This window comes from Pseudomonas sp. GW822-FHT06B12 (assembly GCF_058799675.1).
The window spans coordinates 236,609-251,033 of record NZ_JBXALR010000002.1 but is presented as its reverse complement, the minus strand read 5'-3'; the positions used below and the strand labels follow the sequence as shown (position 1 = coordinate 251,033).

At 60.7% G+C, this 14,425-nt stretch carries 11 protein-coding genes; 7 read left to right on the top strand and 4 right to left on the bottom strand.

Annotated features, from left to right (window positions below; translation table 11 throughout):
* Positions 1 to 166: 166 nt before the first annotated feature.
* From AC1RKH_RS05875 to AC1RKH_RS05855, 5 genes are all read left to right on the top strand, one after another.
* A complete protein-coding gene (locus AC1RKH_RS05875) occupies positions 167 to 775 on the top strand; it encodes a YqiA/YcfP family alpha/beta fold hydrolase (RefSeq protein WP_493062096.1) in 609 nt (202 codons plus the stop codon).
* A gap of 42 nt (positions 776 to 817) precedes the next feature.
* Positions 818 to 2,722, top strand: coding sequence for a DNA topoisomerase IV subunit B (parE, locus tag AC1RKH_RS05870; RefSeq protein WP_123423806.1), 1,905 nt, complete (start codon positions 818 to 820; stop codon positions 2,720 to 2,722).
* Complete coding sequence (locus AC1RKH_RS05865) at positions 2,722 to 3,705, top strand: esterase-like activity of phytase family protein (protein WP_493062097.1); 984 nt, start codon at positions 2,722 to 2,724, stop codon at positions 3,703 to 3,705. Before parE ends, AC1RKH_RS05865 begins: the two co-directional genes overlap by 1 nt.
* 78 nt (positions 3,706 to 3,783) lie before the next feature.
* Positions 3,784 to 6,048 carry a DNA topoisomerase IV subunit A gene (parC, locus tag AC1RKH_RS05860; RefSeq protein ID WP_493062098.1) on the top strand — a complete coding sequence of 755 codons (2,265 nt, stop codon included), beginning with the start codon at positions 3,784 to 3,786 and terminating at the stop codon, positions 6,046 to 6,048.
* Positions 6,049 to 6,225: 177 nt separating this feature from the next.
* Positions 6,226 to 6,933 carry a PqiC family protein gene (locus tag AC1RKH_RS05855; RefSeq protein ID WP_493062099.1) on the top strand — a complete coding sequence of 236 codons (708 nt, stop codon included), beginning with the start codon at positions 6,226 to 6,228 and terminating at the stop codon, positions 6,931 to 6,933.
* 233 nt (positions 6,934 to 7,166) lie between these two features.
* Here the strand turns inward: AC1RKH_RS05855 and AC1RKH_RS05850 are convergent, their stop codons facing one another.
* A complete protein-coding gene (locus AC1RKH_RS05850) occupies positions 7,167 to 8,705 on the bottom strand; it encodes an AhpA/YtjB family protein (protein ID WP_493062100.1) in 1,539 nt (512 codons plus the stop codon).
* 133 nt (positions 8,706 to 8,838) lie between these two features.
* On the opposite strand from AC1RKH_RS05850, the gene serB reads away from it, so the two are divergent.
* Positions 8,839 to 10,053: a phosphoserine phosphatase SerB gene (gene serB, locus AC1RKH_RS05845; RefSeq protein ID WP_019691491.1), complete on the top strand. Its 1,215-nt coding sequence runs from the start codon at positions 8,839 to 8,841 to the stop codon at positions 10,051 to 10,053.
* A gap of 76 nt (positions 10,054 to 10,129) precedes the next feature.
* Here serB and asd read toward each other — a convergent pair whose 3' ends face one another.
* From asd to AC1RKH_RS05830, 3 genes are read right to left on the bottom strand one after another with little or no spacing between them, the layout of a single operon-like run.
* Entirely contained in the window at positions 10,130 to 10,990 is an 861-nt protein-coding gene (asd, locus tag AC1RKH_RS05840; protein WP_493062101.1) for an archaetidylserine decarboxylase, read from the bottom strand.
* A gap of 9 nt (positions 10,991 to 10,999) precedes the next feature.
* Positions 11,000 to 11,824, bottom strand: a complete 825-nt coding sequence (locus tag AC1RKH_RS05835; protein WP_123423800.1) for a rhodanese-like domain-containing protein — start codon at positions 11,822 to 11,824, stop codon at positions 11,000 to 11,002.
* 43 nt (positions 11,825 to 11,867) lie between these two features.
* Positions 11,868 to 13,406: an HDOD domain-containing protein gene (locus AC1RKH_RS05830; RefSeq protein WP_493062102.1), complete on the bottom strand. Its 1,539-nt coding sequence runs from the start codon at positions 13,404 to 13,406 to the stop codon at positions 11,868 to 11,870.
* 165 nt (positions 13,407 to 13,571) lie between these two features.
* Here AC1RKH_RS05830 and motA point away from each other — a divergent pair, with 165 nt between their 5' ends.
* Positions 13,572 to 14,423: a flagellar motor stator protein MotA gene (gene motA / locus AC1RKH_RS05825; RefSeq protein WP_103316315.1), complete on the top strand. Its 852-nt coding sequence runs from the start codon at positions 13,572 to 13,574 to the stop codon at positions 14,421 to 14,423.
* The last annotated feature ends 2 nt before the right edge of the window (positions 14,424 to 14,425 follow it).

Genomic DNA, 14,425 nt, shown 5'->3' with positions numbered 1-14,425 from the left:
CATTGATCTCGGGTGTTCACAAATGGTGTGCTCACCGCAGATCCACTGTGGGAGCGAGCCTGCTCGCGATGGCGTCCTTAAAGAGGAGCTGATTTCTGTGGATGTCCCCGATCCGCTCTACTCCCTGTAAACTGCGGCATCTTTGCCCGTCGCACAGGGAGCTCGCATGTCTGGTTCGATCCTCTATATCCACGGTTTCAACAGCGCACCGTCGTCGAAAAAGGCCTGTCAGCTGGTCGGCGTGATGGATCGTCTGGGCCTGAGTGACCAGTTGCTGGTGCCGGCCTTGCATCACCATCCGCGCGAGGCCATCGGTCAGCTGGAACAGGCGATTGCCACACTGGGACGGCCACTGCTGGTCGGCAGCTCCCTCGGCGGCTACTATGCCACTCACCTTGCCGAGCGCCATGGCCTCAAGGCCCTGTTGATCAACCCTGCCGTCAGCCCGCATCGGATGTTCGACGGATACCTGGGCACACAGAAAAACCTGTATACCGAAGAGACCTGGGAATTGACCCGCGACCATGTGACGGCCCTGGCCGAGCTGGAAGTGTCGGCGCCCCAGGACCCGCAGCGGTATCAGGTGTGGTTGCAAACCGGGGACGAAACGCTGGACTATCGCCTCGCCCAGCAGTATTACCGAGCCTGTGCCTTGCGCATCCAGGCCGGTGGCGACCATAGTTTCCAGGGGTTCGCCGAGCAATTGCCGGCCCTGTTGAGTTTTGCCGGCTATGGCTGCGATGTGTACCAGGCGATCGATTTCACTGCACTGTGAACCCTCGCCCCTATTTTCATGAACGACTGACGATGAGACCCCATGGCCACTCCCAGCGCTAGCTCTTATAACGCAGACGCCATCGAAGTCCTCTCGGGCCTCGACCCGGTGCGCAAACGCCCCGGCATGTACACCGACACCAGTCGGCCGAACCACCTCGCCCAGGAAGTCATCGACAACAGTGTCGACGAAGCCTTGGCCGGGCATGCGACATCGGTGCAGGTCATCCTCCACGCCGACCACTCTCTGGAAGTCAGCGATGACGGCCGTGGCATGCCGGTGGATATTCACCCCGAAGAGGGCGTCTCGGGCGTCGAGCTGATCCTCACCAAGCTGCACGCCGGCGGCAAGTTCTCCAACAAGAACTACCAGTTCTCCGGCGGTTTGCACGGGGTGGGTATTTCGGTGGTCAACGCCCTGTCGACTCAGGTCCGGGTGCGCGTCAAACGCGATGGCAACGAGTACCAGATGACCTTCGCCGATGGCTACAAGGCCACCGATCTGGAAGTGGTCGGCACCGTTGGCAAGCGCAACACCGGGACCAGCGTGTACTTCGCGCCGGACCCGAAATACTTCGATTCACCGAAATTCTCCATCAGCCGCCTCAAACACGTACTCAAGGCCAAGGCCGTATTGTGCCCGGGGCTGCTGGTCAGTTTTGAAGACAAGGCCACCGGCGAAAAAGTCGAATGGCATTACGAAGACGGTCTGCGTTCTTACCTGGTAGACGCGGTCAGCGAATTCGAACGCCTGCCCGACGAACCCTTCTGCGGCAGCCTGGCCGGTAATAAAGAAGCGGTCGACTGGGCGCTGCTGTGGCTGCCCGAAGGTGGCGACAGCGTGCAGGAAAGCTACGTCAACCTGATCCCGACGGCCCAGGGCGGTACTCATGTCAACGGTCTGCGTCAGGGCTTGCTCGACGCGATGCGCGAGTTCTGCGAGTTCCGCAGCCTGCTGCCGCGTGGCGTGAAGCTGGCGCCGGAAGACGTCTGGGAACGTATTGCTTTCGTCCTGTCGATGAAAATGCAGGAACCACAATTCTCCGGCCAGACCAAAGAGCGTTTGTCGTCTCGCGAGGCGGCGGCGTTTGTTTCCGGTGTGGTCAAGGACGCCTTCAGCCTGTGGCTCAACGCCAATCCCGAAACGGGCATGCTGCTGGCAGAGTTGGCGATCAACAACGCCGGCCGTCGTTTGAAGGCCAGCAAAAAGGTCGAGCGTAAACGCATCACCCAGGGTCCGGCCTTGCCGGGCAAACTCGCCGATTGCGCCGGGCAGGACCCGATGCGTTCCGAGCTGTTCCTGGTGGAAGGTGATTCCGCTGGCGGTTCGGCCAAGCAAGCGCGGGACAAAGAGTTCCAGGCGATCCTGCCGTTACGCGGGAAGATTCTGAACACCTGGGAAGTCGACGGCAGCGAAGTGCTGGCCAGCCAGGAAGTGCACAACATTGCCGTGGCCATTGGTGTCGACCCGGGCGCTGCGGACATGAGCCAGCTGCGTTACGGCAAGATCTGCATCCTCGCCGACGCCGACTCCGACGGTCTGCACATCGCGACTTTGCTGTGCGCGTTGTTCGTCCAGCATTTCCGCCCCTTGGTGGACGCCGGTCACGTCTACGTGGCGATGCCACCGTTGTACCGTATCGACCTCGGCAAAGAGATTTACTACGCCCTCGACGAAGCCGAGCGCGATGGCATTCTCGATCGTCTGGTGGCCGAGAAGAAACGCGGCAAGCCGCAGGTCACCCGATTCAAGGGCCTGGGTGAAATGAATCCGCCGCAACTGCGTGAAACCACCATGGACCCGAACACTCGGCGTCTGGTGCAACTGACGCTGGATGATTTCGAAGCCACGTCGGAAATGATGGACATGTTGCTGGCGAAAAAACGTGCTGGCGACCGCAAGTCCTGGCTGGAATCCAAAGGTAACCTGGCCGAGGTTCTGGCCTGATGCGGAGCGGTTTCGCCCTCGCGTTGCTGCTGTTGGCGTCCACCGTTGCGGCAGAACCAGCGCCTGAACTGACGCTGGTTTCCGAGCACGCGGTGGACGGCATGCGCGGCGGCAATCTGTCGGGGTTGGCGCTGTGCGGTAAAGACCTGTGGACGGTTTCCGATCGTGACGATGACCAGATCTATCGGCTCGACACCAGCGAGAACGTCTGGCAGGCCGAAACCGTGCGCATCGATGTGCCGCCGGTGCCTGACAGCGGGTTGCCCTGGGGGCTGAAATCGCGCACGTGGGCGGCATCGTTCGTGCGCGGTGGAAGTCTGGATTTCGAGGGGATCACCTGCGACAAGGCCGGTAACCGCTACATCGTCAGTGAGGCCCATGCTGCGGTACTGCAAGTGCCGTTACAGGGGCCTGCCTCGTGGCTGAAAATTTCACCGATCATGGTCCGCGAGGCGCGAGCCAGTGGCATGTTGCTGCACTTCAATGCGCTGTTCGAAGGGCTGGCAATCAATCCGGAAGGTGATCGGTTATGGTTGGCGGCCGAGCGCGAGCGACGCGGACTGCTGCTGCTCAAGCGTCAGCAGACCGTCTGGGATTGTGACGGCAGCTGCGTGCTGTTGAGCGAAGCCGGCCGGGAAATGCAGCCCGCGCAGTTTCCCAAGGCCAAGCCGGTGTCCAGAGACTTTGCCGACCTGGCACTGTTCAACGGCAAACTCTTCACTCTGGAGCGCAATGCTTTTCAACTCTGCCGTCGCGATGCGCTGAGTGCCAAGGTCGAGCGTTGCTGGTCATTCGCTGCTGAAGCGTTGCAGGAACATCGACGTTATTCACAACCTTACGGTCTGGCCGAAGCACTGGTGGTCGATGCCGATGGCGCCTGGATCGGCATCGACAACAACAACGGTGCTCGTGCGGACGGCGAAGCCCGGCCGATTGTCTGGCGCTTTGCTGCGCCGCAAGGTGGCTGGAGCGCCAAGCCATGAACGTCCTGAAACAACTTGAATTTACCCAGCGCGGTGGCACCTTGCTGCTGCGCCAGACAACGAAATGATGAGGCCCGCATGAGCGACTCCCTGGATCTCAGCCTAGACGGCGTAGAACGCCGCTCACTGGCCGACTTCACCGAAAATGCCTACCTCAACTACTCCATGTACGTGATCATGGACCGTGCCTTGCCGCACATCGGCGACGGCCTGAAGCCTGTACAGCGGCGTATCATCTACGCCATGAGCGAGTTGGGGCTGGACGCTGACTCCAAGCACAAGAAATCCGCGCGTACGGTCGGTGACGTGCTCGGCAAGTTCCACCCTCACGGCGATTCGGCGTGCTATGAAGCCATGGTGCTGATGGCCCAGCCGTTCAGCTACCGCTACACGCTGGTAGACGGGCAGGGTAACTGGGGTGCGCCGGATGATCCGAAATCCTTCGCCGCCATGCGTTACACCGAAGCGCGCCTGTCGCGTTATTCCGAAGTGCTGCTCAGCGAGCTGGGCCAGGGCACGGCGGATTGGGGGCCGAACTTCGACGGCACCCTCGACGAACCGCTGGTTTTGCCGGCACGTTTGCCGAATATCCTGCTCAACGGCACCACCGGCATCGCCGTGGGCATGGCCACCGACGTTCCGCCGCACAACCTGCGGGAAGTCGCCACGGCCTGCGTGCGTTTGCTCGATGAGCCCAAAGCCACGGTCGAGCAGCTCTGTGAACACATCCAGGGCCCGGATTATCCGACCGAAGCGGAAATCATCACGCCGCGCGCCGACCTGCTGAAAATCTACGAAACCGGGCGCGGTTCGGTGCGCATGCGCGCCGTGTACCACATTGAAGACGGCGACATTATCGTCACTTCGCTGCCGCATCAGGTCTCCGGCGCCAAAGTGCTGGAACAGATTGCCGCAATGATGCAGGCCAAGCCGTCCAAGGCCCCGCAAGTGGCGGACCTGCGCGACGAGTCGGACCACGAGAACCCATGCCGTATCGTGATCATTCCGGTCAACAGCCGGGTCGATCATGAAGCGTTGATGCAGCACCTGTTCGCCAGCACCGAGCTGGAGTCTAGCTATCGGGTCAACATCAACATCATTGGCCTGGATGGCAAGCCGCAGCTGAAAAACCTGCGAGCGTTGCTGGTGGAATGGCTGGAGTTCCGGGTTAATACCGTGCGTCGCCGCCTGCAATTCCGCCTGGACAAGGTCGAGCGTCGCCTGCACCTGTTGGACGGTTTGCTGATCGCCTACCTCAACCTGGATGAGGTGATCCACATCATCCGCACCGAGGAGCACCCGAAAGCCAAGCTGATCGAGCGCTTCGCCCTGAGCGAAATCCAGGCCGACTACATTCTCGACACCCGCCTGCGTCAGTTGGCGCGACTCGAAGAAATGAAGCTGCGCGACGAGCAGGATGAACTGCTCAAGGAACAAGCCAAGCTGCAAGCCTTGCTGGGCAGCGAAACCAAGCTGAAGAAGCTGGTGCGCAGCGAGCTGATCAAGGACGCCGAAACCTATGGCGACGACCGTCGCTCGCCGATTGTCGAGCGTGCCGAAGCCAAGGCTTTGACCGAACACGATCTGCTGCCGAACGAAAAAGTCACCGTGGTGCTGTCCGAAAAAGGCTGGGTACGTTCGGCCAAGGGCCACGACATCGACGCCACCGGGCTTTCCTACAAGGCCGGGGACGGCTTCAAAACGGCGGCCGCCGGTCGTTCCAACCAGTTTGCGGTGTTTATCGATTCTACCGGCCGCAGTTATTCGGTGCCGGCGCATACGTTGCCGTCGGCCCGTGGCCAGGGCGAACCGTTGACTGGTCGCCTGACACCGCCGCCAGGCGCGACCTTCGAATGCGTATTGATGCCTGAGGACGATGGGCTGTACGTCATCGCCTCGGACGCCGGTTACGGTTTTGTGGTCAAGGGTGAAGACCTGCAAGCCAAGAACAAGGCCGGCAAGGCACTGTTGAGCCTGCCGAACAACGCCAAGGTGATCCTGCCGCGTCCGGTGAGCGACCGTGAGCAGAACTGGTTGGCTTCGGTGACCACCGAAGGTCGCCTGCTGATCTTCAAAATCAGCGACCTGCCGCAGCTGGGCAAGGGCAAAGGCAACAAGATCATCGGTATCTCCGGCGAACGTGTAGCCAGTCGCGAGGAATATGTCACCGACATCGCGGTATTGCCGGAAGGCGCGACTCTGGTCCTGCAGGCCGGTAAGCGCACGCTGTCGCTGAAAGCCGACGACCTCGAACACTACAAAGGTGAGCGCGGACGCCGTGGCAACAAGCTGCCGCGGGGCTTTCAGCGTGTCGACGCACTATTGGTAGAAACTCTCAATTAAGCGGTCTAGAGCGCTCGATCTACGATTTAACCCGTAGATCGATGCATTCGCGCTGGAGTCGGAAGCCATATTCACGGATGATATGGCCTTTCAAACGCTGGCACGGTTTAGCGTTCTTCATATTGATTGAGTATTTTTCACTGTGGCCGGCCACGAGGCCGTCACTTGGATGGGATGATGACTGTTCTGCGCCTTCCTCTAATTTTGTTGCTCGCTGGCGTTTTTGGCCTGGCGGGTTGCAGCGTTCACCAGCCGGTGTCGCTGTATCAGCTGGACAGTGGAAGTCCGGCTCAGCCTGCGCAAAGCGCGGGCATGGCAGTTTTGTTGGGCCCGGTATCGATCGCCGACTACCTGCAACGTGAAACCCTGTTGCAGCGCCAGCCGGATGGCAGCCTGCAAGCGTCCATCGACGGTCGTTGGGCGGGCAGCCTGTCTTCGGACATCAATCAGCTTTTATTGCGTCAGGTGGCCGGTCATCTGGACAGCCAGCGCGTAGTTCTGGCACCGGCGACGCTAGGTTTCACCCCGGATGTACAGGTTTTGCTGTCGATCACCCGTCTGGATTCGGGTGAGTCGCAACCGGCGATCCTCGATGCCCAGTGGCGCTTGATTGACCGGCGCGGCCAGGTGCGTGACAACCGCATCGTTCATCTGCAAGAGCAACATGCGAGTGGTACGGCGGCGCAGGTACAGGCCCAAGGTGTGTTGCTGCAACGTTTGGCCGAGCAACTGTCGGCCGCGCTCAAGCCGCTGGCCAATCAGCCACCGGTTGTCGACGTACCGCATAAACCGGCACCTAAGCCTGTGGCGCCGGCCGGGCCGGAAAAGCCGAAGATGCCGATGGCTTCACCGATTCGCACGGACATGGAAGTGTTCAGGTTCTAAGGTGATTGCTGTAAAGACAAAGCCCGCGTTGATGCGGGCTTTGTTGTTTCTGCAGGTTGGAGAGCTCTAGCGCTGCCCTTGGCCTCATCGCGAGCAAGCTCGCTCCCACATTTGATCTAGGGCGCTCACAAATCCACTGTGGGAGCGAGCTTGCTCGCGATGGCGTAAGTGAAGGCAACAAAAAGCCCGCAGACAATCACTCGTCTGCGGGCTTTTTGGTTCATGGGCCAGGTTCAGCTTTTGGCGCGAGTCTCATGCATGCGTGCCAGTTGCCGCTCCAGCATCGATGGATAAGGCTCCATCAGTCGCTCGACGCAGCAAGCACCTTCCGGGCTGGCAATCGGGCGGATCCGCGCACGTTGGCGGATCAGTACGTCGTCGCTGATCTTGCGTTCGACCAGCAGCAGATTGCGGCTGTGCTGGGACAGGGCCAAGGCGTCCTGAGCGGTTTCGGTCAGCAGCAGATCAATCTGGCTGAGGCCGAAGAGCCCATCGCCCAAGGTCAGACCCAACTGCAATTGCAGGGTGATGCCGCTGTCGGCGACTTCGATCTGCAACTGGTGGCCGAGCGCACGCAGCAACTCACCGCAGCAAATGGCGTTGGTCAGGTAGTCGTCACCGCTGTCTTCATTGTGGAACAGCATCAGCGTGCTGCCGTCGTTCAGGGTGTGCAGTTCGCTTTGATACAGCGATGCAGCCTGGTCCAGGCAATCGCGATAACGCTCCAGCAGTTCGGTCAGGCGCGCACGCGGCAGGCGACGCAGTTGATCCTGAGCACCCAGTTGCACCGCCAATACCGCGCTGTGCTGTGGTTGCGCCGGGGCTGTCGGCTTGAGTTGCGGTTTGGCAGCCGGCGCAGCTTCAGCGGTGTCGCGAAGGTCGGCAAACGGATCTTCTTCGTCCAGGTCGTCTTCTTCAGCGCTGACCACGTGCCGTGGCGCCGGTTTCAGGCCTGCCACCGGAGCGCTCTCATCGAAGCTCGGGTCGCGCAGGTTACGCACTTCGAAGCCTGGCTCGGCCTCTTCGGTGTCGTCGAAATCGTCGAATTCAGGCTCCGGCTCGGGTTCAGGCTCGACCTTTTCAGGCGCGAAACTGCTGTGGAGCTGGCGGGCCAGGTCACCGATTTCGTCCTGGCGCTGAGTCGCCGGGGTGTGTTCGTCAATGTCGCGCAGCCACACCCGCAATTGCAGCAGTGGTGTGGAGATGTGCCGACCCAGGCGCAGGCTCAGGGCCAGGGACAAGGCCAGCAGGATAGCGCTGAGAATGCCCATGCTTTGCAGGCTGATGGTCATCGGCTGCTGGAACTGTGCCATGTCCAGGCTGATCCGCAGTTGACCGGCGGTCACGTCCTGAAAGGTGATCTTGCTCTCGTACATGCCTTCGGCTTCGCCGAGCAAACCGTGCTTGGGGCGCTGCCCGGACTCGGCGAGAATCCGGTTGTCCACGCTATAAATAGCCGCGTGAGCCACCAACGGGTTCTTGGTCAGGTTATTCAGCAGCACGTTAAGGCTGAGGATGTCGTTGGACACCAACAGTTCGGTCGCTGACATCGCCGTCTGGGTGGTCAGGCTCTGGCCGAGGGCATCCGCTTGCTCGTGCATCGCCTGTTTGAACTGCAGACCCATCACGCAGGCGTAGATCACCAGGGCCAATGCGACCAGGATCACGTTATGGCTGGCAATGCGCAATGCAATCGGTACACGGCGATGGCGCAGTGCCCGGAAGATCAGCAGAAAGAAGTTATCGGTTTTGACTGGCGTAGGCCGGTTCACTGAGCTCGGCTCTTTTGTCCGTGAAGTTGAGGCGCAGTATAGCGACAGGCCCCAGACCGGCAAAGCGTTGGCTGTGCCCGATGGTCACTGAAAGTGGGTAGAATGCGGTTTTTTCCACTTGCGGGGGTGCGCCTTGCGCGAAATCGTCCTGATAAACATCACGGGAGTCGACCGTCCGGGTCTGACTGCGGCCATTACCGGTGTACTGGCCCAGGGTGGTGTGAACATTCTCGACATCGGTCAGGCGGTGATCCACGACACCTTGTCGTTCGGCATCCTGGTTGAAATTCCCGACACCGAACAAGGTTCGTCGGTACTCAAGGACATCCTGTTCAAGGCCTATGAGCTGGGGCAACAGGTGCGTTTCACGCCGGTCTCCGAAGAGGATTACCAGCAGTGGGTGGGTGCTCAGGGCAAAAAACGCCACATCGTGACCTTGCTGACCCGCAAAGTGACGGCCGAGCAGTTGCAACGCGTGAGTTCGATCACCGCCAAGTACGGGTTGAACATCGATCACATCGACCGTTTGTCCGGGCGTATGCCGCTGGACACTCCGGCGGACAAGGGCAAGGGTTGCATCGAGTTCTCCGTGCGCGGCGAAGCGGCTGATCCGCAGGCGCTGCGTGCCGAGTTCCTCAGCGTGGCCCAGGAACTGAACGTCGACATCGCTTTCCAGGAAGACTCGCTGTTCCGTCGCAACCGTCGTCTGGCGGTGTTCGACATGGACTCGACACTGATCGAAGCCGAAGTCATCGACGAACTGGCCAAGGCCGCCGGGGTGGGCGAGAAGGTTTCGGAAATTACCGAGCGGGCGATGGCCGGCGAACTGGATTTCCGTGCCAGCTTCAAGGAGCGCCTGGCGTTGCTCAAAGGGCTGGATGTCAGCGTGCTGGACTCGATCGGGGCGTCCCTGCGCCTGACCGAAGGCGCTGAAACCCTGTTCGCCGAACTCAAGCGACTGGGCTACAAGACGGCGATTCTGTCGGGTGGTTTCACCTACTTCGCCAAACAGCTGCAAGCCAAGCTGGGCATCGACTATGTGTTCGCCAATGAACTGGAAGTGGTCGACGGCAAAGTGACCGGCGTGGCTGTCGAGCCGATCGTCGATGCACAGCGCAAAGCCGATTTGCTGCGTGAGCTGGCGCACAAGGAAGGCTTGCGTCTGGAACAGACCATCGCTGTCGGTGACGGTGCCAACGACTTGCCGATGCTGGCGATTGCAGGTCTGGGTGTGGCGTTCCGTGCCAAGCCGCTGGTCAAACAGTCGGCCAAGCAGGCGATTTCGACCCTGGGTCTGGATGGCGTGCTGTATCTGTTGGGCTTCAGAGACCGCGACGGTCAGTTGTAACACCGCATGGCCTGAGTGAATGCAGGCCTTTGTGGGAGCAGCCGGGCGGCGTTCCCACATTGGATCTCCGTACAGGTCAGGCTTTTGGTGAGCCCATGCCTTGACCCATTTGCACTGGCGAACCAGCCGCCAGCTCTTCAGCCCACTTCACTTGATCCGGGCCAAACAGTACGACCGCCGTCGAGCCCAGCTTGAAGCGACCCAGCTCGGCACCTTTCTCCAGGTGGATCGGCGCACGGGCAGCTTCGTCGTAGCGGAAGGTTTTCAGTTCGCGCTTGGGTGGCGTCACCAGCCCGGCCCAGACGGTTTCGATCGAAGCAACGATCATCGCACCGACAAGAACCACAGCCATTGGCCCGCGCTCGGTGTCGAAGATGCACGCGACGCGTTCGTTACGAGCAAACAGTTCCGGAACGTTTTCCGCGGTGGTCTGGTTGACCGAGAAGATCCGGCCCGGGATGTAGACCATTTCGCGCAGGGTGCCGGCCAGCGGCATGTGTACGCGGTGGTAGTCTTTCGGCGACAGGTAAATAGTGGCGAAATCGCCGCCCATGAACGGCGCAGCATTCGCCGCCTCACCGCCGAGCAATTCCAGCACGCTGAAACTGTGGCCCTTGGCCTGGAACACGCGGCCGTGTTCGATCGGGCCGAGCTGGCTGACGGCGCCGTCGGCCGGGCTGAGGATCGCGCCTGGGGTCTGGTCCAGCGGGCGCGCGCCGTCTTTCAAGGCGCGGGTGAAGAACGCGTTGAAGTGTTCGTAAGCGGTCAGGTCTTCGACCAGCGCTTGCGACATGTCGACCTGATAGCGTTTGGCGAACCAGGCGGTGAAGGCGTTCTTGAACCAGCGCACGCGGCATTCGGCAATGCAGCCGGCCAGACGCGACAGCAGGTGATGGGGCAGCAGGTATTGGCTGAGGATGAACAAACGCTTTTTCATTAACTGTCCTTAAGAACCTTGAATCTCAACAGGCGTGTCGGGGTGGTTGCCCCATTCGCCCCAGGAGCCGGCGTAGCCTTTGACCCGCGGATAACCGAGCGCCTTGGCCACCAGATAGGTGAAGCCAGAGCGGTGGTGGGTCTGGCAGTGGGTAATCACTTCTTTGTCTTTGCTGATCCCGAGTTGTTCGAGGATCTGCGGCATGTCGCTGCGGATGCGCAGGTTGCGCGTCTTGTCCATGCCCGCGGTCCATTCGAAATTGACTGCACCGGGGATGTGTCCGCCCTTGGCGGCGAGGACTTTCTCGCCGGAATATTCCAGCGGCCCGCGCGCGTCCCAGATCGCCAGATCGGCAGCACCGAGACGGCTTTGCAGGTATTCGCGGGTGGCCGTAGGCTCGTCGTGCAGGGTTAGCGCAACCGGGCCGCCGACGGCCGCTGGCACTTCGGTAGACACCGGCAGACCTTCCGCCAGCCAGGCCAGCAGTCCGCCGTCCACGTAGTGATATTTATTGTGGCCGATGACATCCAGCAACCAGATGAAACGTCCGGCCCAACCACCGCCTTCGTCGTCGTAGACCACGTAGACCGCGTCCGGGTTATGCCCCAGTTCGCCGAACAGGGCTTCAAGCGCAGCCTGTGGCGGCAGCAGGCCCGGCGCCGGCGCATGACCCAGTTGAGTACGTTTGGGGTCGACGAAGCGTGCGCCGGGAATGTGGCCTTCGGCGTAGCGGGCGCTGCTGGTCAGGTCGACCAGAATCAGTTCGCGAGCATCGAGACGGGCGAGCAGGTCGCTCGGTTCGATCACCAGCGACAAGCCAGAGAAGTCAGACATGTGAGGTCTCCAGAGCACAAAGGGGAGGATTGTAGCGCAACGGTTACTGGCCGCGGTTGCTAAAGCTGTGCAGGGCTTTTTCGATGCACTGTGCGGTTTTGCCGAAGGCTTGCACGGTGATTTCTGAAAAGGGGCCGCCGCCCTGGTCCGCCACGACCAGCATGATGACCCGGCCATTATTGACCAGTGAACGCAGCAACAGGTGCTCGCCGCCGAACAGTGCGCGCAGGCTGGCGGGCAGCAAGGCCGAAAATTGCGCGTTGTTGGCCGGGGTCAGACGCACCTGGGCCTGTTGTGAGAGCAAGCGTTGCAGCACGGTGCTTTGACTGACCAGCAGGTTCAGCGTGGCCGCCTCTTTAGGCAGGCCGTGAATCTGGTGCACGCGCAGTTGGCTGTGCGTGCGGTCGGCCATCAACAGCATCACCCGACGCATGCCACAAGCCACCAGTGCATCGCGGGCGGAAGTGGTCAGGTGCATGGCGTTGGTGAAACGGCTCGGTTCCACCAGCAGTTCCGCGCATTGTTTGCGCCACTTCTGCAGATCCTCGGCGGTGGGTGCGGGCGTCGGAAGCTGGCCGCGATGAAGGCGCCGCTCGTCCCACGGCCAGAGCAATGCTCCGGCCGGATGCCAGAGGTCTGGCATGGCATGGTTGCGAGCGCTGAGCGCGGCTTGCTGGTGCAGTTGCTGCTGGACCTCGTCCATCGGCATTTGCAGGTAGAGACTGGTCAGAAGCTGCCAGCGCAGGCAGTGAGGACTGCTCCAGGCTTGCTGTGACGATAACGCCAGACCATTGGCCAGCAACACTGTGTTGGCCGGTTGGTTGAGCCAGCGGCGCAGGGTCGGATCGTCATCGAGGCGGTTTTGCTGGCGCAGCGGGTGATCGGCGTCGCGGGCGATATGCAGGACTTTCGCCAGCTCGTGTTGTTCATCCTGTAGCAATCGATAGCCTTGCCCGACCCAAATTGGCAGGCGCCAGACTTCCACCAGTGCCTGGCCGAGATCCAGCAGGCGCACGCCGAACAATTCTTTTTCGACCTTGCTCGCGGGTTCGCCCTTGTGCAGAACCCGCAGCTCCCAGTCTTCCAGCAGTTGCGGGAAGGTTAATGCCAGTGGCCAGAACGGCGAGAGAAACAGCAGGCTGCCCCAATGGATGTCCTGCCAGAGCCGCGCCAGGCGACTGGCAAAAAAGCCGTTGGCCTGTTGGGTCGCGTGCTGGCTGATCAAATGCAGCTGGCGCAGGGCCGGCGGGATTTCGTTCTGAGGCAGGGCAGGCAGACGTGCGAGCAGTTCTTCGGTGCGTTTGAGGCCGAGGCGATTGATCGCCACCTCCAGGTTCTCGCTGGGCTCGCTCATGCTGCCGTGGGTGTGGCGATTGGCTTCGCGGATGACGCTGAGGGCCAGGGCCGGGCTGCCCTGCATCAACTCGGCAATATCGCGCAACGAGCTGCGATTGTCGGCGATAGCCTTGCAAACGCGGTCATGACTGGCTTGCGGCACGGGCAAAACCACGCGATCGAGCAGCTTGACCCAGCCTTCGAGTGTGGTCGGTTTAGCAGTTGGAACGGTCGTTTCGTTAGCCATGATTGGGCGCGATCATCGTCTGCATTAAACACGCCCGGAGCGGGCCAAATTGGCTTTTCGCCTTAACTGGCTATAGTCTGGCGCAGTTTTGCCGATAAGTAGAAGAAGAGATTTTTTAACTTCCGAATATGACCTTGAACCCGACTCAGTAAGTACCTTCTACCTATGGCTAAAATTATCGGCATCATCGTCGTATTCGCGAGCGTGCTCGGCGGATACGTGCTTTCCCACGGCAAGATTGCCGCCCTGATTCAGCCTTTCGAGGTGATGATCATCGGCGGTGCGGCGCTGGGTGCGTTCCTTCAGGCCAACCCCGGTCACATGACGATGCACGTGCTCAAGAAGTCCTTGGGCATGTTCAGTTCGCGTTTCAATCACACCTTCTACCTTGAGGTGCTGGGCCTGATCTACGAGATCCTCAACAAGAGCCGTCGCGAAGGCATGATGGCGATTGAGGGCGATATCGAAGACGCCGCTGCCAGCCCGATTTTTGCCAAGTACCCGGCGGTCCTCAAGGATGACCGCATGACCGCGTTCATCTGCGATTACTTGCGCATCATGTCGTCCGGCAACATGGCCCCGCATGAACTTGAAGGCCTGTTCGACATGGAGTTGTACAGCCTCAAGGAAGACCTGGAACACCCATCCCACGCGGTCAACGGTATCGCCGATGCCATGCCTGGCTTCGGTATCGTCGCGGCGGTATTGGGTATCGTGGTGACCATGGCCTCGCTGGGTGAAGGCGATCAGAAATCGATCGGTCTGCACGTAGGTGCCGCACTGGTCGGTACCTTCTTCGGTATTCTCGCGGCTTACGGTTTCTTTGGTCCGCTGGCGCACTCCCTGGCTCACGATGCCAAGGAAGAGCTGAACATTTACGAAGCCATCAAGGCGTCGTTGGTGGCTTCGGCTTCCGGCATGCCGCCATCGCTGGCCGTGGAGTTCGGGCGCAAGGTTCTGTATCCGGCGCACCGTCCGAGTTTTGCTGAGCTGGAACAAGCGGTTCGCGGTCGTTAAGT